This is a genomic window from Thauera carbonicopians (assembly GCF_025699485.1).
Taxonomy (GTDB): Bacteria; Pseudomonadota; Gammaproteobacteria; order Burkholderiales; family Rhodocyclaceae; genus Thauera.
Window position 1 is genome coordinate 192826 of the sequence record NZ_JANUXN010000004.1, and the last position, 24283, is coordinate 217108.

General features: G+C 66.3%; 16 protein-coding genes and 4 tRNA genes. 15 read left to right on the forward strand and 5 right to left on the reverse strand.

The window, feature by feature from the left end; genetic code table 11:
- The first annotated feature begins 50 nt into the window (after window positions 1-50).
- Window positions 51-1241, forward strand: a complete 1191-nt coding sequence (locus tag NX068_RS08225; RefSeq protein WP_263460803.1) for a CaiB/BaiF CoA transferase family protein — start codon at window positions 51-53, stop codon at window positions 1239-1241.
- 88 nt (window positions 1242-1329) lie between these two features.
- On the opposite strand, the gene NX068_RS08230 is transcribed toward NX068_RS08225, so the two are convergent.
- Together NX068_RS08230 and NX068_RS08235 are read right to left on the reverse strand one after the other, a co-directional pair.
- Window positions 1330-1749 (reverse strand): PhaM family polyhydroxyalkanoate granule multifunctional regulatory protein, encoded by a 420-nt coding sequence (locus NX068_RS08230; RefSeq protein WP_263460804.1) that lies wholly within the window; start codon window positions 1747-1749, stop codon window positions 1330-1332.
- Between the two features lie 81 nt (window positions 1750-1830).
- Window positions 1831-3780, reverse strand: a complete 1950-nt coding sequence (locus tag NX068_RS08235) for a hybrid sensor histidine kinase/response regulator (RefSeq protein WP_263460805.1) — start codon at window positions 3778-3780, stop codon at window positions 1831-1833.
- Window positions 3781-3941: 161 nt separating this feature from the next.
- Here NX068_RS08235 and NX068_RS08240 point away from each other — a divergent pair, with 161 nt between their 5' ends.
- Entirely contained in the window at window positions 3942-4586 is a 645-nt protein-coding gene (locus tag NX068_RS08240) for a response regulator (protein ID WP_263460806.1), read from the forward strand.
- A gap of 25 nt (window positions 4587-4611) precedes the next feature.
- Here the strand turns inward: NX068_RS08240 and NX068_RS08245 are convergent, their stop codons facing one another.
- From NX068_RS08245 to NX068_RS08255, 3 genes are all read right to left on the reverse strand, one after another.
- Window positions 4612-5316, reverse strand: a complete 705-nt coding sequence (locus tag NX068_RS08245; protein ID WP_263460807.1) for a P-loop NTPase family protein — start codon at window positions 5314-5316, stop codon at window positions 4612-4614.
- Between the two features lie 102 nt (window positions 5317-5418).
- Window positions 5419-6192, reverse strand: a complete 774-nt coding sequence (locus NX068_RS08250) for a class I SAM-dependent methyltransferase (protein ID WP_263460972.1) — start codon at window positions 6190-6192, stop codon at window positions 5419-5421.
- Window positions 6193-6533: 341 nt separating this feature from the next.
- The gene (locus NX068_RS08255; protein ID WP_263460808.1) at window positions 6534-10121 is read right to left on the reverse strand and encodes an indolepyruvate ferredoxin oxidoreductase family protein; all 3588 of its coding nucleotides are present in this window, start codon (window positions 10119-10121) and stop codon (window positions 6534-6536) included.
- Window positions 10122-10373: 252 nt separating this feature from the next.
- Between NX068_RS08255 and NX068_RS08260 the strand changes: the two genes are divergently transcribed.
- The 13 genes from NX068_RS08260 to rpoC all read left to right on the forward strand — a co-directional run bounded on the left by NX068_RS08260 (window position 10374) and on the right by rpoC (window position 24160).
- Window positions 10374-10458 (forward strand) — tRNA-Tyr (locus NX068_RS08260).
- 96 nt (window positions 10459-10554) lie between these two features.
- Window positions 10555-10628: transfer RNA gene (locus tag NX068_RS08265), tRNA-Gly, on the forward strand.
- A gap of 17 nt (window positions 10629-10645) precedes the next feature.
- A tRNA-Thr gene (locus NX068_RS08270) sits at window positions 10646-10720 on the forward strand.
- Window positions 10721-10822: 102 nt separating this feature from the next.
- A complete protein-coding gene (gene tuf / locus NX068_RS08275) occupies window positions 10823-12013 on the forward strand; it encodes an elongation factor Tu (protein ID WP_263460809.1) in 1191 nt (396 codons plus the stop codon).
- Between the two features lie 60 nt (window positions 12014-12073).
- Window positions 12074-12149 (forward strand) — tRNA-Trp (locus NX068_RS08280).
- Between the two features lie 25 nt (window positions 12150-12174).
- Entirely contained in the window at window positions 12175-12522 is a 348-nt protein-coding gene (secE, locus tag NX068_RS08285) for a preprotein translocase subunit SecE (protein WP_263460810.1), read from the forward strand.
- A gap of 1 nt (window position 12523) precedes the next feature.
- Entirely contained in the window at window positions 12524-13057 is a 534-nt protein-coding gene (gene nusG / locus NX068_RS08290; RefSeq protein WP_068639512.1) for a transcription termination/antitermination protein NusG, read from the forward strand.
- A 146-nt stretch (window positions 13058-13203) separates the two neighbouring features.
- A complete protein-coding gene (rplK, locus tag NX068_RS08295) occupies window positions 13204-13635 on the forward strand; it encodes a 50S ribosomal protein L11 (RefSeq protein WP_263460811.1) in 432 nt (143 codons plus the stop codon).
- 2 nt (window positions 13636-13637) lie between these two features.
- A complete protein-coding gene (gene rplA, locus NX068_RS08300) occupies window positions 13638-14336 on the forward strand; it encodes a 50S ribosomal protein L1 (RefSeq protein WP_263460812.1) in 699 nt (232 codons plus the stop codon).
- 260 nt (window positions 14337-14596) lie between these two features.
- Window positions 14597-15097, forward strand: coding sequence for a 50S ribosomal protein L10 (gene rplJ / locus NX068_RS08305; protein WP_263460813.1), 501 nt, complete (start codon window positions 14597-14599; stop codon window positions 15095-15097).
- 66 nt (window positions 15098-15163) lie between these two features.
- Entirely contained in the window at window positions 15164-15538 is a 375-nt protein-coding gene (gene rplL / locus NX068_RS08310; RefSeq protein WP_068639516.1) for a 50S ribosomal protein L7/L12, read from the forward strand.
- A gap of 191 nt (window positions 15539-15729) precedes the next feature.
- On the forward strand, window positions 15730-19863 hold the full coding sequence (rpoB, locus tag NX068_RS08315; protein WP_263460814.1) for a DNA-directed RNA polymerase subunit beta: 4134 nt from the start codon (window positions 15730-15732) through the stop codon (window positions 19861-19863).
- 85 nt (window positions 19864-19948) lie between these two features.
- Window positions 19949-24160, forward strand: a complete 4212-nt coding sequence (rpoC, locus tag NX068_RS08320) for a DNA-directed RNA polymerase subunit beta' (RefSeq protein WP_263460815.1) — start codon at window positions 19949-19951, stop codon at window positions 24158-24160.
- Window positions 24161-24283 lie beyond the last annotated feature (123 nt).

Genomic DNA, 24283 nt, shown 5'->3' on the forward strand with positions numbered 1-24283 from the left:
CCTGTCCTTCTTGCGGCGCCTGCGGGCGCCGCCGTCACATGAGGATGACCATGAGTGAAGACTCTCGCGATGGCGCGCGGCTGCCGCTGGCCGGCGTGCGCGTGCTCGACCTGACGCGCCTGCTGCCAGGTCCATTGGCGACCCAGCATCTCGCCGACTACGGCGCCGACGTCGTCAAGATCGAGGACACCGGCGCCGGCGACTACGCCCGCGGCATGGGGGCGATGGGCGGCGATACCAGCTGGTTCTATCAGGTGGTCAATCGCAACAAGCGCAGCCTGCGCCTGGATCTCAAGCATCCGGAAGGCCGGGCGGTGTTCGAGAAGCTGGTGGCCGGCGCCGACATCCTGGTCGAAGGCTTCCGGCCGGGGGTCATGGACAAGCTCGGTCTCGGCTACGACGCGCTGGCGCGGATCAACCCGCGCCTGGTGTTCTGCAGCATCTCCGGCTACGGCCAGAGCGGCCCCTATGCGCAGCGCGCGGGGCACGACCTCAACTACATCGGCTATGCCGGCGTGCTCGACCAGATCGGCACCGCCGGTGGCGCGCCGGCACTCTCGAATCTGCAACTGGGCGATCTGCTCGGCGGCACCATGACCGCGCTGTTCGGCATCCTGACCGCCCTGGTCGATGCCCGGGCGAGCGGCAAGGGGAGGATGGTCGATGTGTCGATGACCGATGGCGTGATGGCCCACGCCATCTTTCCGCTGGCCGAAGTGCTGGCGCGAGGGCAGGTGAGGCCGCGCGGCGAGGACCTGCTGACCGGACAGGTGCCGTGTTATGGCGTGTATCGCACTGCCGACGGCCGCTACATGGCGGTCGGTGCGCTGGAAGCGAAGTTCTGGAACCTAGTCTGCGACACGCTGGAACGGTCGGATCTGAAGCCTTTCCACCTGGCGACCGGCGAAATCGGGGAAGGGACGAAGGCCGAACTCGCGGCGATTTTCGCCAGCCGCCGCCAGGCCGAATGGGTGGCGCTGTTCGATGGCGTGGATTGCTGCGTGACGCCGGTGCTGAGCCTGGAGGAAAGCCTGGAAAACCCCCAGCTGAAAGCACGCGGCATGGTGGTCGAGGTGGACGGCGTGCGCCAGTTCGGCCCGCCGGTGAAGCTGTCGAGCATGCCGGAACAGGTTTTCCGGCCGGCGCCGATAGTGGCGGGCGCCGACAGCGACGCGGTGCTGGGCGAGGTCGGGCTGAGCGCTGCCGACATTGCCCGCCTGCGCGGGGCGGGCGTCATCTGAGGCGACGCGGGCTGCGGGCAGAGCGAAAAAACGGGCACCTCCGGCCGGAGCCGGACGGTGCCCGCCGGGTGCAGGTCTTGCGCCCGCCTTACTTGTCGCCGGCAGGCTTGCGGCGCGTGCTGCGGGTGCTCGCCTTGGCTTCGGCGGGTGTGGCGGTGTCGGCCTGCGGCTGCTCGGTCGGATTCATCAGGTTCCAGGGCCACATCGCCGCCGCTGCGGCAAAGGGGTTGGCGCTATCGGACCGAGCCTCGTCCGAGTCGGAGCGCGTGCTCATCGCCTTGACCGCGGAGAGCGCGGCGCGCTGCAGCTCCAGGCCCTGGATGCTCATCTGCAGCATGTTCAGGTTCATCTTCAGCCAGCCTTCGACTGCCTTCATGTCGGTGATGCGCTTGTCGAGCTCGTCGACGTCGAGGGTGGGCGTGACCATGCCGGGAAGCGAAAAGCCCATGCTGCTCCACATGCCGCGAACGAATTCGAGCGGATCCTGCGCGTTGTGATCTTGAGACATTGACACGCTCCCGATAAGTTATGGTGATGAACGAATAGTAACCGATGGATCGTCTCGCTGCTGCATTCGCATTCATGCAGTTCAATGGCCGCCGAGCATGCGGTGCATCAGTGCGCGCAGTTTGGCCGGACGCAACGGTTTGTGCAGCAGCGGCAGGCTGGCGGCGCGGGCGCGGGCGAGCGCTTCGGGGGTGGTGTCGCCGCTGATCAGCACCGCGTGCAATGACGGCGCCTGGCGTTCCCGGCGCAGCTTCAATGCGAGTTCGATGCCGTCGAGCGTCCCGCCCAGGCGCAGGTCGGAGATGAGGATTTCGATCGGTTCGGCTTCGTCCTCGAGCTGTTCGAGCAGGTGCTCGGCGTCGTTGGCGACGATCAGTTCACAGCCCCAGGAGACGAGCAGGCCGAGCATGGCGTCCCGCACCAGCGGATCGTCTTCCACCACGGCGACACGGACGCCGCTGAGGCTGCCGAGAGCACGGACTTCCTCGTGTGCGGCAGTCTCGGTTTCGAGGGGGCCGAAGGGCAGCTCGAGGGCGAACACCGATCCCCGCCCGGGGGCCGAGCGCAGCTCCAGGCGGTGGCCGAGCAGGTCGACCAGGCGGCGCACGATCGCCAGGCCGAGGCCGAGCCCCTTGTCGCGTGAGCGCTCGGGGTTGCCGAGCTGCACGAACTCCTGAAAGATCGCCTGCTGGAATTCGGCCGGGATGCCGGGGCCGTTGTCGCGCACTTCCACGCGCAGGGCGCCGCCGCGGCCGCGGCATGCGATCAGGATGCTGCCGTCCCGCGTATGGCGGACGGCGTTGCTGACGAGATTGCCGACGATCCGCTCGAACAGCATCGGGTCGCTGAGCACGTATTGCTGCGTCGCCGGCAGCCGCAGGCACAGCCGGATGCCGCGTGCCCGGGCGGCGGGCCGTTGTTCGTCGCGGATGCGCTCGAGGATGGGGACGGGGTCGAAGCTGCGGATGACCGGCACCAGCACGCCGGCATCCAGGCGCGAGATGTCGAGCAGGCTGTCGAGCAACTGCTCCATCGCGCTGGCCGAGGCGGTGATGCGATCGACGATCTGCCGGCTGCGCGCATCGAGCGTCTGCTGCGAAAGCTCCGAGATGAACAGGCTGAGCGCATGCATCGGCTGGCGCAGGTCGTGGCTGGCGGCGGCGAGGAAGTGCGATTTCGACGCGTTGGCATGTTCGGCTTCGGCCGTGCGGGCACGCAGTTCGGCGGTGGCCTCGTCGATCTGGCGGCGCATGTGGTCGTGCGCGTGCTCGAGGCGCTCGGCCATTTCATTCACGCCTCGCGCCAGGCGCTGCAGGCTGCCGCCGCCGCGGGCCGCGGCGCGTTCGTGCAGCCTGCCGTGGCCGATGCGCAGCACGACGTCGGCCACGGCACGGATGGGGCCGGTGACGCCGCGGCTCAGGCGTGCGGCCAGCAGCAGGCTGGCGAACAGCACCACCAGCATCGAGCCGATGCCGGCCAGCAGCAGTTCGGCGCGGCGCTGCTGCAGGCGTTCGAGCGAGAGATCGAGCACCACGATCCCTTGCGGGCGGACCAGGTCGATGTGCGGCGCAGCGGCCGGCGCGAGCGAAATGCCGTCGTCGATGTCGATCGGCATCGGCCGGATGGTTTCGACCAGCCGCAGCAGCATGCCGTCCTGCAGCAAGGTGGAGCGGGCTTCCAGCGGGGGTGCGAGCTGCGGCTCCGGCAGCGGAGGCGTCGGCAGGTCGGTGGACTGCCGGCTGAGCGCCAGCAACTGGCCGTCGCGGTCGAAGATGTGCACGGCCAGGACGTCGTCCTCCCCGGTCGCGGACGAGGCGATCTGCTGCAGTGCCTTGATGTTGCCGGCGAACATGGCCTGTTCGCTCGCTGCCGCGAGCTGGCGCGCGAAGGCGCGGCCGCGCGCGGCGAGCGCCTCGTCCAGATCGGAGAGGCGCAGGCCGGTGAATACCGTGGTCATGATTGCGGCGAGGATCAGCATCGGCAGCACGGCCGCCAGCATCACCCGCGAACGGACGCCCCAGCCCGAAATCATGGCCTGCTCTCCTCCTGGTGCAAGGTGCGCGCGGCCGCCGCCAGCCGGCTTCCGGGCACAGGGGAAGCGATTGTCGCCGTTTTCGGCCGTGCAGGGTGAAAACCCCTGCCGGCCTGCATGCTATTCTTCTCCGGCATACGACAGCGAGGGTGGTGTTTCAGGTGGAACGGCATGCAAGCAGGATACTCATCGTCGAGGATCATGCCCTCGTCCGCGAAGCCATGGCACAGAGCCTGGCCCGGCTGCAGACGGGGCTGACGTGCGTCGAAGCGAGCAGCGCCGACCAGGCGCTGGCCTGCCTCGATGCCGACGGCGACATCGACCTGGCGGTGATCGACCTGATGCTGCCCGACATGAGCGGCTTCTCCCTGCTCGCCATCATGGCGAAGCGGTTTCCCGAGATTCCGGCCGTCGTGGTGTCGGCGATCGACGACGAGGCGTCGGTGAGGCGCGCGATCAAGGCCGGTGCGTCGGGCTACGTGTCGAAGTCCAGTTCCAGCGAAGTGCTGCTGCAGGCGGTCAGGGACGTGCTCGAAGGCGGAGTGCATCTGCCCGAGGCGAAAACGGCGGCGCAGCCGGCAAAGCGGACCCGCTTGCCGGCCAGCGAGCGCTACAGCCTGACCGCGGCCCAGGGGCGCGTGCTCGAACTGCTCGCCGCGGGCAAGACCAACCGGGAGATCGCCGACCTGCTGGGGGTTTCGGAAGGCACGGTCAAGGTGCATATGACGGCGATCTTCCGCGCGCTCGACGTGTCGAGCCGTGCCCAGGCGCTGGTCGTGATGTCGCGCTGCGGCGCGCGGCTTTGAGCGGAGCCGGGCGGTCCTGCGGTGCTCAGTGGGAGCGCCGCAGCGCGCTGGCCAGGCGCAGGGGCCGCTCCGTCGCCGGCAGCGGCTCGATGTCGTCGAGGTGTTCGTCGTCGGCGGCTTCGGCGAAGTCGATCTCGAGGACCTGCAGCACCTGGCGGGCGATCGAACGGCAGGCGTTGGCCAGCGGTGTCGGCAGCTGTTCCGGTATCTGCCGCTGCAGCAGCAGCTTCGAAGAGGACAGCGCGTTGACCGGGCGCAGGATGCGGTGGCGGTGGGTGTGCATCAACTGCGCGACGGCGCGGTCGGCGGCGTCGCGCTGCCAGGCGTTGTTCGGCCACTGCGAGGGCACGGCGTAGGCGCGCGGAAACATCTCGAGGTCGCGCAGCACGGTGCGGATGTCCTCGTGCGATTCGCGAAACGGCAGCAGCACGATGTCCGACAGCGCATAGAGCTTGCGGTCCATCTCGGTGCGGTTGCCGCCGCCGTCGATGATGCCGATCCAGTTGTCGAGTCCGCGCAGCTTGTCCACGACCTTGGTCAGCGCCTCGCGGGTACGGGCATCGGCGGTGACGTAGCGCCGGCCGGCGGGCGACAGCGGTTCGCGCGAGGTGTCGGTGAGCACGCAGGCGGCGCGCTGGCCGAGCAGGCCGAGGCCCTGGCACAGCATGTGCGATAGCGTGGTCTTGCCGGTGCCGCCCTTGTTGCCGATCACGCAGATGATCTCAGCCATGAATCCGTCCATCCTTTGCTGGCGGCCGCGGTCGACCGCACGATCGGGATTATCCGGGGACAGGGACGCCGGCAAGCGGTGGAAAAGCGCCGGTTCGACCCGCTATTTCGGTCTATCGGCGCTGTCGCCCGAGACGCCGATCCGGTACAGGTGGAGCTGCGTGCCGCGCCGGTCGCCGACGGCGACGATCCGTTCCGCGGCGATGCCGGGCACGGCGAAGCTGTTGCTGACGAGCAGGCCGCCGGGTTTCATCTCGGCGCTGGCCTTGGCCCAGACCGCCGCCATCGGCACCGGCGACAGAAAGGCATACACCACGTCGTGAGCCGACCACGCCGAGGCGAACATGTCGCCACGCCGCCAGTCGATGTTGGACAGGCGGCGTGTCAGCAGGCGCCCGAGCAGCCATGGAATGGGCGCGAGCTCGATACCGGTGAAGCGGCAGTCCGGCCGGGCGCGGGCGAGCGGGAGAAGCACCGAGCCGGTGCCGGCGCCGATGTCGAGGAGGCGAGCCGGTGCGGCGGGCAGCAGTTGGCCGAGAGCCGCCGCGGTCGCGCGGTTGCTGAGGTAGAGCGGAACGCGGCTGCGGAAGCTCGTCCAATACACGAGCAGCAGCAGCACGAAGCCGGCCAGGAACCAGCCCGGGTGCAGGTCCAGCGCCCGCGCCAGCCCATGGCCGAGCAGCGCGGCGGGCAGGAAGCCGAGATGGATCGGCAGCCACCAGCGTTCGCTGCGCAGCAGCAGGCTGGCGAGGGCGGCCAGAACTGCCTGCGCGGCGACCAGCGGCCACAGGCCGCCGACGAATCCTGCACGGGCGAGGGTGAAAGCGCCTGCGGCGCCGAGCAGTTGGGCGCAAAGGGCTTTGAGGGCTGGCGGCATCGGTTGGCGGGCGGAACGAAAGTCACCGATCTTATCAACCCGGCTCATCCTGCGGCTCAAAAGGGAAACCGGCTCCGTAGGAGTGGCTTTATCCGGGGCGCCGAGCCGCGAATACGGCCTCGCCGCCGCCTCGGATGCTGCTGGGCTCGGCGCCCCCGGCTAGCGCTGCTTCCACGAACAGTTGCGCTGGTGCTGCAATCATCCGAACGAGCGCTCGACGATCAAGACGGCATCTGGCTGCTGCAGCCCGCCCGAGGAGTCCGGGATATCCCGGACTTCTCGGGCGGCTCGGTTACTTGTTCGGCCCGAGTGTGGAGGCTGGCGGTGTGGGCCAGCCTGCTTCAGGCGGTCACTTCGGTTCGTGCCTTGGTGTCCGCAACGGCTTCCGTGCCGGAGTTCTGCTGCCCGGCAGCGTTCGCCGGGGCCGCCCGCCATTGGGCGAGCAGTTGCCGACGCTGCTGGGCAGCCCAGGCCATGTTCCTGGTCTTGATGTGGCCGAAGCCGCGAATGCGCTCGGGCAGTTCGGCGAGTTGGATCGCCAGCGGCAGGCGGTCCGGGCTCAGGCTGCTCAGCAGTTCCTCGACGTCGGTCTCGAACTCCGCGATCAGGGCGCGTTCCGCGCGCCGCTCCGCGGTATGGCCGAAGATGTCCAAACGTGTGCCGCGCAGCCGTTTGAAGCCAGCGAGCAGGCGGAACAGTCTCAGCACCCAGGGGCCGAAGCTGCGCTTGGTGATGTGGCCGGTGCGGGGATCGGGGCGTGCCAGCAGCGGTACGGCGAGGTGGAAGCGAATGCTGTAGTCGCCTTCGAAAGCCTCGTCGAGCTGCTGCCGGAATGCGGCTGCGCTGTGGAGGCGGGCCACTTCGTATTCGTCCTTGTAGGCGAGCAGTCGGGCGTAGCTGCGTGCGACGGCCTCGGCCAGGCGGGTGCTGCCGGCGCCGATGCTGCGTGCTTCCGCTTCGCGCACGCGTTCGACCAGGCGGCGATAGCGTTCGGCATAGGCTGCGTCCTGGTAGTTCGCCAGCATCGCCATGCGGCGCTCGATCAGCGCGTCCAGGCCCGGTGCGGGCAGCTTTTCCGGGCCTGCCGGCGGCAGCAGTGCTTCGACGCTCTGCAGATCGTGGGCCGCCCGCCTGCCCCAGCGGAAGGCGCGCCTGTTCATGTCGACCGCTGCGCCGTTGAGTTCGATCGCCTGCATCAGCGCGGCTTCGGACACCGGCACCAGGCCGCGCTGCCAGGCGAAGCCGAGCAGGAAGGGATTGATCGCCAGGCCGTCGCCGAGCAGCGCAAGCGCCAGCCGCTGGGCATCGATGAAATCGCTGTCGGCCGCGGTGGCGTCGCGCAGGGTGGCGATCATGCGCTGCTGCGGGAAGCCCCAGTCGGGGTCGTGGGCGAAGGCTGAGGTGGGGATTTCGGCCGTGTTGATCACGGCCCGGCTGCGCCCGGCGGCCATCTTGGCCAGCGCCTCGACGCTGGCGCTGACGATCAGGTCGCCGCCGATCACTGCGTTGGCTTCGCCGGCGGCGATCCGCACTGCGTGCAGCGCCTCGGGCTGGTCGGCGATGCGGATGTGGCTGAAGACCGAGCCGCCTTTCTGCGCCAGCCCGGTCATGTCGAGCACGGTGACGCCCTTGCCGTCGAGATGGGCGGCCATGCCGATCAGCGCACCGATGGTGATGACGCCGGTGCCGCCGACGCCGGTGACCAGGATGCCGAAAGGCGTGGTCGTCGCCGGCAGCTGCGGCTCGGGCAGCGGCGGCAGGCTGGCTTCGTCGCCGGCGATGGCCTGGCCCTTGCGCAGGCCGCCGCCTTCGACGGTGACGAAGCTGGGGCAGAAGCCCTTGAGACAGGAATAGTCCTTGTTGCACGAGGACTGGTCGATGCGGCGCTTGCGGCCGAGGTCGGTCTCGACCGGCAGGATGGACATGCAGTTGGACTGATCGCCGCAGTCGCCGCAGCCTTCGCAGACCGCCTCGTTGATGAACACCCGCCGCGCCGGATCGGGGTAGGTGCCGCGCTTGCGGCGACGGCGCTTCTCGGCGGCGCAGGTCTGGTCGTAGATCAGCGCGGTGACGCCGCCCGAGGCGCGCAGTTCGCGCTGGATCAGGTCGAGTTCGTCGCGGTGGCGGATCGGCACGTGGGCGAGGTCGGCGGGGCCGTAGGCGCGCTCGGTGCCGTCGGTGACGACGACGATGTTGTGCACGCCTTCGGCCTGAAGCTGGCGCACGATCGTGGGCACGTCGAGCGGACCGTCGTGGGGCTGGCCGCCGGTCATGGCGACGGCGTCGTTGTAGAGGATCTTGTAGGTGATGTTGACCCGTGCGGCGACGGCCTGGCGGATCGCCATCAGGCCGGAGTGGAAGTAGGTGCCGTCGCCCAGGTTGGCGAAGATGTGTGCTTCGTCGGTGAACGGCGCCTGGCCGACCCAGGGCACGCCTTCGCCGCCCATGTGGGTGAAGGTCTGGGTGCGGCGCTCGGGCATCCAGGTTGCCATGTAGTGGCAGCCGATGCCGGCGAGCGCACGGCTGCCTTCGGGGACATGGGTGGAGGTGTTGTGCGGGCAGCCCGAGCAGAAGGTGGGTACGCGGTCGGCGCTGAAGCTGCGCTGCGCCAGGGCCTGCTCCTTGGCCTGGAGGAAGGCGACGCGGGTTTCGATGCGCTCCGAGGTGAAGAAGCGGCCGATGCGCAGTGCGATGGCGCGCGCGATCATCGCCGGCGTCAGCTCGCCGGCGGCAGGCAGCAGCCAGGTGCCGTGGTCTATCGTGCCGTCCGGGCGCTGGACGTGCGCCCATTCCCCTTTCTCGTCGAACTTGCCGACTACGCGCGGGCGCACGTCCTCGCGCCAGTTGTACAGTTCTTCCTTGAGCTGGTATTCGAGCAACTGGCGCTTTTCCTCCACCACCAGGATCTCGTCCAGGCCTTCGGCGAAGCTGCGCACGCCGTCGGCCTCGAGCGGCCAGACCATGCCGACCTTGTAGACCCGCAGGCCGATTTCGGCCGCCAGCGCCTCGTCGATGCCGAGGTCGTCGAGTGCCTGGCGCACGTCCAGATAGCTCTTGCCGCTGGTGATGATGCCGAGCCTGGGGCTGGGCGAGTCGATGACGATCCGGTTGAGCCGGTTGGCGCGAGCGTAGGCCAGCGCGGCATACAGCTTGTAGTGCAGCAGGCGTTTTTCCTGCACCAGCGGCGGATCGGGCCAGCGCAGGTTGAGGCCGTCGGCCGGCAGGGCGAAGTCGGTCGGTATCACGACCTGCACGCGCTGGGGATCGATATCCACCGAGGCGGAGGTCTCGACGGTGTCGGCGAGCGCTTTGAACGCGACCCAGCAGCCGGAATAGCGCGACAGCGCGTAGCCATGGACGCCGAAATCGATGTATTGCTGCACGCCGGCGGGGGCGAGCACCGGCATCATCATCGACTTGAAGAAGTGGTCGGTCTGGTGCGGCAGGGTGGAGGACTTGGCGGCGTGGTCGTCGCCAGCGACCACCAGCACGCCGCCGAAACGGGCGCTGCCGGCGGCATTGGCGTGGCGGAAGACGTCGCCGCAGCGATCGACGCCCGGGCCCTTGCCGTACCACATCGCGAACACACCGTCATGGCGGGCGCCCGGCGACAATTGCACCTGCTGGCTGCCCCAGACCGCGGTGGCGGCGAGATCCTCGTTGATGCCGGGCTGGAAGACGATGCCGTACTGTTCCAGGTGGCGGCGCGCTTTCCACAGCGTCTGGTCGAGGCCGCCGAGCGGCGAGCCGCGGTAGCCGGAGACGAAGCCGGCGGTGTCGAGGCCTGCAGCCTCGTCGCGGGCCTTCTGGATCATCAGCAGGCGGACCAGCGCCTGGTAGCCGCTGAGATAGACGCGGCCGCTGGCGGCGGTGTACTTGTCGTCCAGGCTGGCAGGCTTGTGAACAGGGCGGGGGGCATGTACGGCCATGGCGCTTCCTCCTTCCAGAGCTTTGGTTTCCGGAATGGCACGGGCTGCCTGCGCCAGGCCTCGTGGGCGCTGCCAGCAGGGAGCCGGCCCGATCAGGCTAAGCGAACGCGCGTGGCGCTTTCAATGCCGGAAAACCCGCAAGATTCCCCGGCGTGCTGCGGAATGAATGACGACGATCGACGCCGGCGCGGAAAGCTGCAAAAAGTGTTTGACATGGATAATCTCGTCGCCTATAGTGCGTGGCTCTCGCGTGGAGGGATACCCAAGCGGTCAACGGGATCAGACTGTAAATCTGACGGCTCAGCCTTCGAAGGTTCGAATCCTTCTCCCTCCACCAGTGATACAGACGCCGGACGGCGCGTTCGGTTCGCGGTCCGGTCGGCGTAGCAGTGAATGGGTTGAAGAATCGGCTGCGAGTTCATGCAGTGGCTGTGCGGGTGTAGCTCAATGGTAGAGCAGAAGCCTTCCAAGCTTATGACGAGGGTTCGATTCCCTTCACCCGCTCCAGATGTGCTGTTTTCGGCGCCCTTGTAGCTCAGTGGTAGAGCACTCCCTTGGTAAGGGAGAGGCCACGTGTTCAATCCACGTCAAGGGCACCACTCATTTTCTGCCTGGCCTGGCGCGGCGGCCAAGATGACCGGAATCCGGTCTGAATGGGCGCCGTTCTGGTTTTTCTGGTTCTGATTCTTAAGGATGGCGATATGGCAAAGGGTAAGTTCGAACGTACCAAGCCGCACGTCAACGTTGGCACGATTGGTCACGTTGACCACGGCAAGACGACGCTGACGGCCGCGATCACGACGGTGCTGACGAAGAAGTTCGGCGGTGAAGCGAAGGACTATGCGTCGATCGACAGCGCGCCGGAAGAGAAGGCACGCGGGATCACGATCAACACCGCGCACGTCGAGTACGAAACCGCGACGCGCCACTACGCTCACGTCGACTGCCCGGGCCACGCCGACTACGTCAAGAACATGATCACGGGTGCCGCGCAGATGGACGGCGCGATCCTGGTGTGCTCGGCCGCCGACGGCCCGATGCCGCAGACCCGCGAGCACATCCTGCTGGCCCGCCAGGTGGGCGTGCCCTACATCGTCGTGTTCCTGAACAAGTGCGACATGGTCGACGACGAAGAGCTGCTCGAGCTGGTCGAGATGGAAGTGCGCGAGCTGCTGTCGAAGTACGACTTCCCGGGCGACGACATCCCGATCATCAAGGGTTCGGCGCTGAAGGCGCTCGAAGGCGACCAGTCGGACATCGGCGAACCGGCGATCTTCCGCCTGGCCGACGCGCTGGACAGCTACATCCCGACGCCGGAGCGCGCGATCGACCGTCCGTTCCTGCTGCCGATCGAAGACGTGTTCTCGATCTCGGGCCGCGGTACCGTGGTGACCGGCCGTGTCGAGCGCGGTGTCGTCAAGGTCGGCGAGGAAATCGAAATCGTCGGCATCAAGCCGACGGTCAAGACCACCTGCACCGGCGTGGAAATGTTCCGCAAGCTGCTGGATCAAGGTCAAGCGGGCGACAACGTGGGCGTGCTGCTGCGCGGCACCAAGCGTGAAGACGTCGAGCGTGGCCAGGTGCTGTGCAAGCCGGGTTCGATCACGCCGCACACGCACTTCACGGGTGAGATCTACGTGCTGTCGAAGGAAGAGGGTGGTCGTCACACGCCGTTCTTCAACAACTACCGTCCGCAGTTCTATTTCCGTACGACGGACGTGACCGGCTCGATCGAGCTGCCGGAAGGCACCGAGATGGTGATGCCGGGCGACAACGTGTCGATCACGGTGAAGCTGATCGCGCCGATCGCGATGGAAGAAGGTCTGCGCTTCGCGATCCGTGAAGGCGGCCGCACCGTCGGCGCCGGCGTCGTCGCCAAGGTCATCGAGTAATACGCTCGCTGACCGATGCAAAGGCGCATCCTGATGGATGCGCCTCGTAGTCTCTGCTGCAGGGGTATAGCTCAACTGGCAGAGCGTCGGTCTCCAAAACCGAAGGTTGGGGGTTCGATTCCCTCTGCCCCTGCCACAATTTTTTCGGGTGGTTTTCCGCAATGGCCGATAAGTTGAAGTTTGCGCTGGCTCTGGCTTTGCTGGCTGCCGGTGTTGTCGGCTTCTATCTGCTTTCCGAGCAGCCGCTCGTGCTTCGTGTGCTGTCCGTCCTGCTGGGCGTGGCCGCGGGCATCGCCGTGGCGTGGTTCTCCGCGCCGGGCCGCCGCTTCGTCGAGTTTGCGCGCGAGGCGGTCGTCGAGACGAAGAAGGTCGTCTGGCCGAGCCGCAAGGAAACGGTTCAGACCACGGGTCTCGTGTTCGCCTTCGTGGTCGTGATGGCGATCTTCCTGTGGCTGACCGACAAGAGCCTGGAATGGGTTCTGTACGATCTCGTTCTGGGTTGGAAGTGATATGACGAAGCGTTGGTACGTGGTTCATGCCTATTCCGGCTTCGAGAAGTCGGTGCAGCGGGCGCTGATCGAGCGCGTCAACCGCGCGGGCATGCAGGATTTCTTCGGCCAGATCCTGGTTCCGGTCGAAGAGGTCGTCGAGATGAAGGGCGGCCAGAAGAGCATCACCGAACGCAAGTTCTTCCCGGGCTACGTGCTCGTCGAGATGGAAATGAACGACGAGAGCTGGCACCTGGTGAAGTCTACGCCGAAGGTCACCGGCTTCGTCGGCGGCACGGCCAACAAGCCGGCGCCGATTTCCGACAAGGAAGTCGAGAAGATCATGCAGCAGATGCAGGACGGCGTCGACAAGCCGCGTCCCAAGGTGCTGTTCGAGATCGGCGAAGTCGTCCGCGTCAAGGAAGGCCCGTTCACCGACTTCCATGGTTCGGTGGAAGACGCCAACTACGAGAAGAGCAAGCTGCGCGTTTCCGTGACCATCTTCGGTCGCGCGACGCCAGTCGAACTGGATTTCACTCAGGTCGAGAAGACCTGAGTGTCGAGCGGCAGGCCGTCTGGCCTGCCGTAGCCCGTTCACGGCCGTCTCGGGCAGATTGCCCAGGAGGCTTGGTAGACGGCAAGCAAGGCGAGGAGCGCCGGGTCTGACCGGTGCGCTAGCACTCAATACAGGAGCAAGCCGCAATGGCAAAGAAAATCATTGGCTACATCAAGCTGCAGGTGCCGGCCGGCAAGGCCAACCCCAGCCCCCCGATCGGTCCGGCGCTGGGTCAGCGCGGCCTGAACATCATGGAATTCTGCAAGGCCTTCAACGCCAAGACCCAGGGTCTCGAGCCGGGCCTGCCGATTCCGGTGGTGATCACCGCGTTCGCCGACAAGTCCTTCACCTTCATCATGAAGACGCCGCCGGCGTCGGTGCTGATCAAGAAGGCTGCCGGCCTGCAGAAGGGCTCGGCGAAGCCGCATACCGACAAGGTCGGTTCGATCACCCGCGCCCAGGTCGAGGAAATCGCCAAGACCAAGCTGCCCGACCTCACCGCTGCCGATCTGGAAGGCGCCGTGCGCACGATCGCCGGCTCCGCCCGCAGCATGGGCATCACCGTGGAGGGCCTGTAATCATGGCGAAACTTTCCAAGCGAGTTCAGGCGCTGCGCGCCAAGGTCGATCGCAATCAGAGCTACCCGGTGGCTGATGCCCTGGCACTGGTCAAGGAATGCGCGACCGCCAAGTTCGACGAGTCGATCGACATCGCCGTGAACCTCGGCGTCGATGCACGCAAGTCCGACCAGGTCGTCCGTGGTTCGGTGGTGCTGCCCGCCGGTACCGGCAAGAGCGTCCGCGTCGCCGTGTTCGCCCAGGGCGACAAGGCCGAAGCCGCGCGCGCCGCGGGTGCCGAAGTCGTCGGTTTCGACGATCTGGCCGAGCAGGTCAAGGCCGGCAAGCTCGACTTCGACGTCTGCATCGCCACGCCGGACGCCATGCGCGTGGTCGGCCAGCTGGGCCAGATCCTCGGCCCGCGCGGCCTGATGCCGAACCCGAAGGTCGGCACCGTGACCATGGACGTCGCCACCGCGGTCAAGAACGCCAAGGCCGGTCAGGTCCAGTACCGCACCGACAAGGCTGGCCTGGTGCACGCCACCATCGGCCGCGCCTCCTTCGGCGTCGAAGCGCTGCAGCAGAACCTGTCGGCCTTCGTCGACGCGCTGGTCAAGGCCAAGCCGGCCGCGGCCAAGGGTGTCTACCTGCGCCGCATCGCGGTTTCCAGCACCATGGGTGCCGGTGTCCGCGTCGATCCGGGCAGCGTCAACGCTGCTTGATGAACCTGTGCCGCCTCCGGGCGGCACGAACAGAACTTTGGGCCGTGCCGGTCTCCGGCACGGATCGTCAAAGACCGCAGGTGCGGGAGGCCGGGATCCGATTTCGGCCGAGCGTTTAATCGTCTCCGGACGGCCTGCGCAGATGGTGTGCCCAGAACAGGATTCTGGCTGCGATGCAGCCGCGCTCCTGATCCAGGTCGCCGTGGGTGCGAACCGTGTCTTTCCGGTTCGTGTGTTGACTTGAAAAGGAGGAAAGACCTGTGGGTCTCAATCTGGATGACAAGAAAGCCGTAGTGGCTGAGGTGTCGGCACAGGTGGCCAACGCCCAGACGATCGCGGTGGCCGAGTATCGCGGCGTCGAGGTGGGTGATCTCACCGTGCTGCGTGCAAAGGCTCGCGAAGCTGGCGTGTACCTGCGTGTGCTGAAGAACACCCTGGTCCGTCGCGCGATCGCCGGTACCCCGTTCGAGGGGCTGACCGATCAACTGACCGGCCCGCTGATCTATGGCATCTCGACCGATCCGGTCGCTGCTGCCAAGGTGCTGAACGATTTTGCCAAGGGCAACGACAAGCTGGTGCTGAAGGCCGGTTCCTACGCGGGCAAGACGCTCGACCAGGCCGGTGTGAAGGCGCTCGCCTCGATCCCGAGCCGCGAGGAACTGCTGTCGACCCTGCTGGGCGTCATGCAGGCGCCGGTGTCGGGCTTCGCCTGCGCCATGGCCGCACTCGCCAAGAAGCGCGAAGAAGAAACCGCTGCCTGAGCGCAGCCTTTCCTTCGCCTCGTTCGCACAAGCAAACTGAACATAATCGATTCTGGAGTTTTTGAAATGGCAATCACCAAAGAAGACATCCTCGAAGCCGTTGGCGCGATGACCGTCATGGAACTGAACGACCTGGTCAAGGCGTTCGAAGAGAAGTTCGGCGTTTCCGCCGCCGCCATGGCCGTGGCCGCCCCGGGTGCCGGCGCTGCCGCTCCGGCCGCTGAAGAGAAGACCGAGTTCGACGTCGTGCTGACCGCCGCCGGCGACAAGAAGGTCGAAGTCATCAAGGTCGTCCGCGCCGCCACCGGCCTGGGCCTGAAGGAAGCGAAGGACGTCGTCGACGGCGCGCCGAAGACCGTGAAGGAAGGCGCTTCGAAGGCCGACGCCGAAGCGCTGAAGAAGCAACTGGAAGACGCTGGCGCCAAGGTCGAGATCAAGTAAGACCCGGCTTTCCAGCGGGGCTGGCATTCTTCGGAATGCCAGCCCTTTCGTGCTTTGTGCCGAAGCTTGCGGGCGTCGCCGGCAGGCCAGGGACGAAGCCAGAGCAGAGCGTTTGCGGGCCGCATGGCGGCCAGGATTGAAGCGGACGCTGTGTTCTGTTTTTAGATGTCAGCCCTCTAGCCGGAGCATCCATGGCGTATTCCTACACCGAAAAGAAACGTATCCGCAAGAGCTTCGCCAAGCGCGCGGCCGTGCTCGATGCGCCTTTCCTGCTCGCCACCCAGATCGAGTCCTTTGCCGAATTCCTGCAGGCCGAAACCCTGCCGGAGGCAAGGCGCAACCAGGGCCTGCAGGCGGCCTTCACCTCGATCTTCCCGATCTCGAGCCACAGCGGTAACGCTCGGCTCGAGTTCGTCCAGTACATGCTGGGCGAGCCTGCCTTTGACGTGAAGGAGTGCCAGCAGCGCGGCCTCACCTTCGCTTCGCCGCTGCGCGCGCGCGTGCGCCTGGTCATCATGGACCGCGAAGCCCCGAAGGAAACGATCAAGGAAGTGAAGGAACAGGAAGTGTACATGGGCGAGATTCCGCTCATGACCACCACCGGTTCCTTCGTCATCAACGGTACCGAGCGCGTCATCGTCTCGCAGCTGCACCGTTCGCCCGGCGTGTTCTTCGAGCACGACCGCGGCAAGACCCACTCCTCGGGCAAGCTGCTGTTCTCGGCCCGCATCATTCCCTACCGCGGCTCCTGGCTCGACTTCGAGTTCGATCCGAAGGACTACCTCTACTTCCGCGTCGACCGTCGCCGCAAGATGCCGGTGACGATCCTGCTGCGCGCGATCGGCATGAGTCCGGAAGATATCCTGTCGACCTTCCACGACTTCGACAACTTCCACCTGCAGGGCGAAGGCGCCCAGTTCGAGTTGGTGCCTGACCGCTTGCGCGGTGAAGTGGCGCGTTTCGACATCGTCACGCCGGACGGCAGGATCATCGTCGCCCGTGACAAGCGCATCACCTCCAAGCACATCCGCGAGATCGACCAGGCCGGCGTCAAGACCATCGGCGTGCCGGACGAATTCGTCCTCGGCCGCGTGATCGCCAACGACATCGCCGATCCAGAGACCGGTGAAGTGTTGGCGCGCGCCAACGACGAACTGACCGAGGACCTGCTGGACAAGCTGCGCCTGGCCGGCGTCACCGACCTGCGCACGCTGTACATCAACGACCTCGACCGCGGCGGCTACATCTCGCAGACCCTGCGCATCGACGAGACCACCGACCAGTGGGGCGCCAAGGTCGCGATCTACCGCATGATGCGTCCGGGCGAACCGCCCACCGAGGATGCGGTGGAAGGCCTGTTCAACGGCCTTTTCTACGCCGAAGAGCGTTACGACCTGTCCTCGGTCGGCCGCATGAAGTTCAACCGCCGCGCCTATCCCGAGAAGATCGACGACAAGGCGCCGGGCTGGCTCAAGCGTTTCTACGAACGCGTCGGCGCGCAGGGCGAGGACGGCCCGGGCGTGCTGGTCAATGACGACATCCTCGCCGTGATCGGCGTGCTGGTCGAGCTGCGCAACGGCCGCGGCGAGATCGACGACATCGACCACCTCGGCAACCGCCGCGTGCGTTCGGTCGGCGAACTGGCCGAGAACCAGTTCCGTGCCGGCCTGGTGCGCGTCGAGCGCGCGGTCAAGGAGCGCCTGTCGCAGGCCGAATCCGACAACCTGATGCCGCACGATCTGATCAATGCGAAGCCGATCTCGGCCGCGATCAAGGAGTTCTTCGGCTCCAGCCAGCTGTCGCAGTTCATGGACCAGACCAACCCGCTGTCCGAGATCACGCACAAGCGCCGCGTCTCGGCGCTCGGCCCGGGCGGTCTGACCCGCGAACGCGCCGGCTTCGAAGTGCGCGACGTGCACCCGACCCACTACGGCCGCGTGTGCCCGATCGAGACGCCGGAAGGTCCGAACATCGGCCTGATCAACTCGCTGGCCGTGTATGCCCGCACCAACCGCCACGGTTTCCTCGAGACGCCGTACCGCAAGGTGGTGGACGGCAAGGTCACCGACCAGATCGACTTCCTGTCGGCGATCGAGGAAGGCCAGTACGTGATCGCCCAGGCGAACGCCGAGATCGACGAAGCCGGCGAACTCGTCGGCGACCTGGTGTCGTGCCGCCACAAGGGCGAGTTCCTGCTGGCGACCGCGGACATGGTGCAGTACATGGACGTCGCGCCGGGCCAGATCGTGTCGGTCGCGGCGTCGCTGATTCCCTTCCTGGAACACGACGATGCCAACCGCGCGCTGATGGGTGCCAACATGCAGCGCCAGGCCGTGCCCTGCCTGCGTCCGGAGAAGCCGCTGGTCGGTACCGGCATCGAGCGCCGCGTGGCGGTCGACTCGGGCACTGCGGTGCAGGCCATGCGCGGCGGGGTGGTCGACTACGTCGATGCCAACCGTATCGTGGTGCGTGTCAACGACGACGAAGCCCTGGCGGGTGAAGTCGGCGTCGACATCTACAACATGATCAAGTACACCCGTTCGAACCAGAACACCAACATCAACCAGCGTCCGGTGGTGAAGGTGGGCGACCGCATCGCCAAGGGCGACGTCGTCGCCGACGGCGCCTCGACCGACCTCGGCGAGCTCGCGCTGGGCCAGAACATGCTGGTCGGCTTCATGCCGTGGAACGGCTACAACTTCGAAGACTCGATCCTGATCTCCGAACGCGTGGTCGCCGACGACCGCTTCACCTCGATCCACGTCGAGGAACTGACCGTCGTCGCCCGCGACACCAAGCTCGGACCCGAGGAAATCACCCGCGACATCGCTTCGCTGGGCGAGGCGCAGCTGTCGCGCCTGGACGAATCGGGCATCGTCTACATCGGCGCCGAAGTCGAGGCCGGCGACGTGCTGGTCGGCAAGGTCACGCCCAAGGGCGAGACCCAGCTGACGCCGGAAGAGAAGCTGCTGCGCGCGATCTTCGGCGAGAAGGCTTCCGACGTGAAGGACACCTCGCTGCGCGTGCCTTCGGGCATGGTCGGCACCGTCATCGACGTGCAGGTGTTCACCCGCGAAGGCATCGAGCGCGACAAGCGCGCGCAGTCGATCATCGACGACCAGCTGCGCAGCTTCAAGACCGATCTGGCCGACCAGATGCGCATCGTCGAGCGCGACGCCTTCGCCCGTATCAAGCGCATGATCCTGGGCCAGAAGGTCAACGGCGGGCCGAAGAAGCTGGCCAAGGGCGCCGAGCTGAGCGAGGAATACCTCGACTCGCTCGAGTTCTACCACTGGTTCGACATCCGTCTGGCCGACGAGACCCTGGCGACCCAGCTCGAAGCCGTGCGCGAAGGCCTGGAGAACACCCGCAAGGACTTCGACCAGGCTTTCGAGATCAAGAAGAAGAAGCTCACCCAGGGCGACGAACTGCCGCCGGGTGTGCAGAAGATGGTCAAGGTCTACCTGGCGGTCAAGCGCCGCCTGCAGCCGGGCGACAAGATGGCCGGCCGCCACGGCAACAAGGGCGTGGTGTCGAAGATCGTGCCGGTCGAGGACATGCCCTACATGGAAGACGGCACCCCGCTCGACATCGTGCTGAACCCGCTGGGCGTGCCGTCGCGGATGAACATCGGCCAGATCCTCGAGACCCACCTCGGCTGGGCGGCCAAGGGCCTGGGCCAGCAGATCGACAAGATGCTGCAGGCGCAGGCCTCGGCCGACGAACTGCGCGGCTTCATGGACCAGATCTACAACCGCAGCGGCAAGTCGGAAGACATCGCCGGCCTGAGCGAGGAAGAAGTGCTGGATCTCGCCGGCAACCTGAAGAAGGGCGTGCCCTTCGCCACGCCGGTGTTCGACGGTGCCAAGGAGTCCGAGATCGAGCAGATGCTGGAACTCGCCGGCCTGCCGGTCGGCGGCCAGGTCACGCTGTTCGACGGCCGCACCGGCGAAGCTTTCGAGCGCAAGGTCACGGTGGGCTACAAGCACGTGCTGAAGCTGCACCACCTGGTCGACGACAAGATGCACGCCCGTTCGACCGGCCCGTACTCGCTCGTCACCCAGCAGCCGCTGGGCGGCAAGGCGCAGTTCGGCGGCCAGCGCTTCGGTGAAATGGAAGTGTGGGCGCTGGAAGCCTACGGCGCGGCCTACACGCTGCAGGAGATGCTGACGGTCAAGTCCGACGATGTGACCGGCCGGACCAAGGTGTACGAAAACATCGTCAAGGGCGAGCACAAGATCGATTCCGGCATGCCGGAGTCCTTCAACGTGCTGGTGAAGGAAATCCGCTCGCTCGCGATCGACATCGATCTCGACCGCGACTGAGAACCGAGATTTCCAGCCAACAACCTGCCTGCGATTGAATCCCGGGGCCGCCGCACACGATGCGGCGGCCCGGATGGAGTGATAGATGAAAAGCCTGCTCGCTGACCTGTTCAAGCAAACCCTGCCGAACGAGGAAGAGTTCGACGCGATCACCATCGGGCTCGCCTCGCCCGACAAGATCCGCACCTGGTCCTACGGCGAAGTGAAGAAGCCGGAAACCATCAACTACCGCACTTTCAAGCCGGAGCGCGATGGCCTGTTCTGCGCCAAGATCTTCGGCCCGGTGAAGGACTACGAGTGCCTCTGCGGCAAGTACAAGCGCCTCAAGCACCGCGGCGTGATCTGCGAGAAGTGCGGCGTCGAAGTGACCCTGTCCAAGGTGCGCCGCGAGCGCATGGGCCACATCGAGCTGGCCTCGCCGGTCGCCCACATCTGGTTCCTGAAGAGCCTGCCGAGCCGTCTCGGCATGGTGCTCGACATGACCCTGCGCGACATCGAGCGCGTGCTGTACTTCGAAGCCTTCGTCGTCGTCGAACCGGGCATGACCCCGCTCAACCGCGGCCAGCTGCTGACCGAGGACGACTACCTCGCCAAGGTCGAGGAATACGGTGACGACTTCGACGCCGTGATGGGCGCCGAAGGCATCCGCGAGCTGCTGCGCACGCTCGACGTCAGCCTGGAAGTCGAGAAGCTGCGCGGCGACCTCGAGACCACCAATTCCGAAGCCAAGATCAAGAAGTTCTCCAAGCGCCTGAAGGTGCTGGAGGCCTTCCAGCAGTCCGGCATCAAGCCGGAGTGGATGGTGCTGGAAGTGCTGCCGGTGCTGCCGCCCGACCTGCGCCCGCTGGTGCCGCTGGACGGTGGCCGCTTCGCCACTTCGGACCTGAACGACCTCTACCGCCGCGTCATCAACCGCAACAACCGCCTGAAGCGCCTGCTCGAACTCAAGGCGCCCGACATCATCGTGCGCAACGAGAAGCGCATGCTGCAGGAAGCCGTCGACTCGCTGCTCGACAACGGCCGCCGCGGCAAGGCCATGACCGGCGCCAACAAGCGTCCGCTGAAGTCGCTGGCCGACATGATCAAGGGCAAGGGCGGCCGCTTCCGCCAGAATCTGCTGGGCAAGCGCGTCGACTACTCGGGCCGTTCGGTGATCACCGTGGGTCCGCAGCTCAAGCTGCACCAGTGCGGTCTGCCCAAGCTGATGGCGCTGGAACTGTTCAAGCCCTTCATCTTCAACAAGCTCGAGCTGATGGGCCTGGCCACGACCATCAAGCAGGCCAAGAAGATGGTGGAGTCGCAGGAGCCGGTGGTGTGGGACATCCTCGAAGAGGTGATCCGCGAGCACCCGGTGCTGCTGAACCGCGCGCCGACGCTGCACCGCCTCGGCATCCAGGCTTTCGAGCCGGTGCTGATCGAAGGCAAGGCGATCCAGCTCCACCCGCTGGTCTGCGTCGCCTTCAACGCCGACTTCGACGGCGACCAGATGGCCGTCCACGTGCCGCTGTCGCTCGAAGCGCAGATGGAAGCCCGCACCCTGATGCTGGCCTCCAACAACGTGCTGTCGCCCGCCAACGGCGAGCCGATCATCGTGCCTTCGCAGGACATCGTGCTGGGCCTGTACTACGCCACCCGCGAAGGGGTGAACGTGCCGGGCGAAGGCATGCTGTTCACCGACGTCGGCGAGGTCAAGCGCGCCTACGAATCCGGCCAGATCGCGCTGCATGCGCGCATCACCGTGCGCCTGAAGGAAGCCGACCTCGGCCCCAACGGCGAGCGCATCGAGAAGATCAAGCGCTACGACACCACCGCCGGCCGCGCCATCCTGTCGGAAATCCTGCCGGCCGGGCTGCCCTTCAGCGTCATCGACAAGCCGCTGAAGAAGAAGGAAATTTCCAAGCTGATCAACGCCTCGTTCCGCCGCTGCGGCCTGCGCGCGACGGTGATCTTCGCCGACCGCCTGATGCAGTTCGGCTATGGCCTGGCGACCCGCGCCGGCCTGTCGATCGCGGTCAAGGACATGCTGGTGCCGACCGCCAAGCACGACCTGATCCGTGCCGCCGAAGCCGAGGTCAAGGAAATCGCTCAGCAATACACCTCCGGTCTGGTGACCGACGGTGAGCGCTACAACAAGGTCGTCGATATCTGGGGCCGCTGCGGCGACCAGGTCGCCAAGGCGATGATGGAACAGCTCGGTTCCGAGGAAGTCGTGAACCGCGAAGGCAAGACCGTCCGTCAGGAATCGTTCAACTCGATCTACATGATGGCCGACTCCGGCGCGCGCGGTTCCGCGGCGCAGATCCGCCAGCTGGCCGGCATGCGCGGCCTGATGGCGAAACCGGACGGCTCGATCATCGAGACGCCGATCACGACGAACTTCCGCGAAGGCCTGAACGTTCTGCAGTACTTCATCTCGACCCACGGTGCGCGTAAGGGTCTGGCCGATACGGCACTGAAGACCGCGAACTCCGGCTACCTGACCCGCCGCCTGGTCGACGTCACCCAGGATCTGGTGGTGATCGAGGACGATTGCGGCACCCGCGAAGGCTTCGCCATGAAGGCGCTGATCGAGGGCGGCGAGGTCGTCGAGCCGCTGCGCGAGCGCATCCTGGGCCGTGTCACGGCCGAGGACGTGGTCAACCCCGACACGCAGGAAACCGCGATCGAAGCGGGCAGCCTGCTCGATGAAAGCGCGGTCGACGCGATCGAAGGCCTGGGCGTGGACGAAGTCAAGGTGCGCACGCCGCTGACCTGCGAAACCCGCTACGGCCTGTGCGCCAAGTGCTATGGCCGCGACCTCGGCCGCGGCTCGATGGTCAATGCCGGCGAAGCGGTCGGCGTCATCGCCGCGCAGTCGATCGGCGAGCCGGGCACCCAGCTGACGATGCGTACCTTCCACGTCGGTGGTGCGGCGTCGCGGGCGGCGGCGGCCAGCGGCGTCGAAGCCAAGTCGGGCGGCACCATCCGCTTCGCCGGCAACATGCGCTACGTTTCCAACGCCAAGGGCGAGAAGGTCGTCATCGCGCGTTCGGCCGAAGTCGTGGTTGCCGACGACATGGGCCGCGAGCGCGAGCGCCACAAGCTGCCCTACGGCGCACTGCTGCTGGTCGAGGACGGCGCCGCGGTCAAAGCCGGCACCCAGCTGGCGAGCTGGGATCCGCACACCCGCCCGATCGTCACCGAGTACAGCGGCACGGTGAAGTTCGAGAACGTCGAGGAAGGCGTCACCGTCGCCAAGCAGATCGACGAAATCACCGGTCTGTCGACCCTGGTCGTGATCGACTCCAAGCGCCGCTCGGCGACGGGCAGCGCCAAGGGCGTGCGGCCGCAGGTCAAGCTGCTGGACGAGAACGGCGAGGAAGTGAAGATCGCCGGTACCGACCACGCGGTGGCGATCACCTTCCAGGTCGGTTCGCTGATCACCGTCAAGGACGGCCAGCAGATCGGCGTCGGCGAGGTGCTGGCGCGCATTCCGCAGGAATCGGCCAAGACCCGCGACATCACCGGCGGTCTGCCGCGTGTTGCCGAGCTGTTCGAAGCGCGCGCACCGAAGGATGCCGGCATGCTCGCCGAGTACACCGGCACGGTCTCGTTCGGCAAGGAAACCAAGGGCAAGCAGCGCCTGGTGATCACCGAGCCGGACGGCACTGCGCACGAGTTCCTGATCCCGAAGGACAAGCACCTGATGGTGCACGACGGCCAGGTGGTGAACAAGGGCGAACTCATCGTCGACGGCCCGGCCGATCCGCACGACATCCTGCGCCTGCAGGGCATCAACGAGCTGGCCCGCTACATCATCGACGAGGTCCAGGACGTCTATCGCCTGCAGGGTGTGAAGATCAACGACAAGCACATCGAGGTGATCGTCCGCCAGATGCTGCGCCGCGTCGTGATCACCGATGCCGGCGACACCAAGTTCATCCGCGAGGAGCAGGTGGAGCGCTCCGAAGTGCTGGACGAGAACGACCGCATGGAAGCCGAAGGCAAGCTGCCGGCGCAGTACGAAAACGTGCTGCTCGGCATCACCAAGGCTTCGCTGTCGACCGACTCCTTCATCTCGGCGGCGTCCTTCCAGGAAACCACCCGCGTGCTGACCGAAGCCGCGATCATGGGCAAGCGCGACGAACTGCGCGGCCTGAAGGAAAACGTCATCGTCGGCCGTCTGATTCCGGCCGGCACCGGCCTGGCCTACCACCGCAGCCGCAAGGCGCAGGAGCAGGGGGTCGATCTGGGACCGGAACATGCGTGGGCGACCGAGATCGCCGTCGAACCGAATCAGGACATCGAGGCCGGTTGACTTTTTCTGCCGTCTCGGACTAGAATCCGGCCTCTTTTTGTGGACCGACCAATCGTAGTCGGTCGCAGCCGGAATCATCCGCCCGAGGCGGCCCGTGGTGGGCTGCCTCGGTTTTTTGGGAAA

Excerpts from the sequence above, each read along its gene's own strand:
- NX068_RS08245 (WP_263460807.1), bottom strand. The coding sequence starts at position 5,316 with ATGGCTGAGATCATCTGCGTGATCGGCAACAAGGGCGGCACCGGCAAG.
- NX068_RS08235 (WP_263460805.1), bottom strand. The coding sequence starts at position 3,780 with ATGATTTCGGGCTGGGGCGTCCGTTCGCGGGTGATGCTGGCGGCCGTG.
- NX068_RS08250 (WP_263460972.1), bottom strand. The coding sequence starts at position 6,192 with ATGCCGCCAGCCCTCAAAGCCCTTTGCGCCCAACTGCTCGGCGCCGCA.
- rplL (WP_068639516.1), top strand. The coding sequence starts at position 15,164 with ATGGCAATCACCAAAGAAGACATCCTCGAAGCCGTTGGCGCGATGACC.
- rpoB (WP_263460814.1), top strand. The coding sequence starts at position 15,730 with ATGGCGTATTCCTACACCGAAAAGAAACGTATCCGCAAGAGCTTCGCC.
- nusG (WP_068639512.1), top strand. The coding sequence starts at position 12,524 with ATGACGAAGCGTTGGTACGTGGTTCATGCCTATTCCGGCTTCGAGAAG.
- NX068_RS08230 (WP_263460804.1), bottom strand. The coding sequence starts at position 1,749 with ATGTCTCAAGATCACAACGCGCAGGATCCGCTCGAATTCGTTCGCGGC.
- tuf (WP_263460809.1), top strand. The coding sequence starts at position 10,823 with ATGGCAAAGGGTAAGTTCGAACGTACCAAGCCGCACGTCAACGTTGGC.
- rpoC (WP_263460815.1), top strand. The coding sequence starts at position 19,949 with ATGAAAAGCCTGCTCGCTGACCTGTTCAAGCAAACCCTGCCGAACGAG.
- NX068_RS08225 (WP_263460803.1), top strand. The coding sequence starts at position 51 with ATGAGTGAAGACTCTCGCGATGGCGCGCGGCTGCCGCTGGCCGGCGTG.
- secE (WP_263460810.1), top strand. The coding sequence starts at position 12,175 with ATGGCCGATAAGTTGAAGTTTGCGCTGGCTCTGGCTTTGCTGGCTGCC.
- rplA (WP_263460812.1), top strand. The coding sequence starts at position 13,638 with ATGGCGAAACTTTCCAAGCGAGTTCAGGCGCTGCGCGCCAAGGTCGAT.
- NX068_RS08255 (WP_263460808.1), bottom strand. The coding sequence starts at position 10,121 with ATGGCCGTACATGCCCCCCGCCCTGTTCACAAGCCTGCCAGCCTGGAC.
- rplK (WP_263460811.1), top strand. The coding sequence starts at position 13,204 with ATGGCAAAGAAAATCATTGGCTACATCAAGCTGCAGGTGCCGGCCGGC.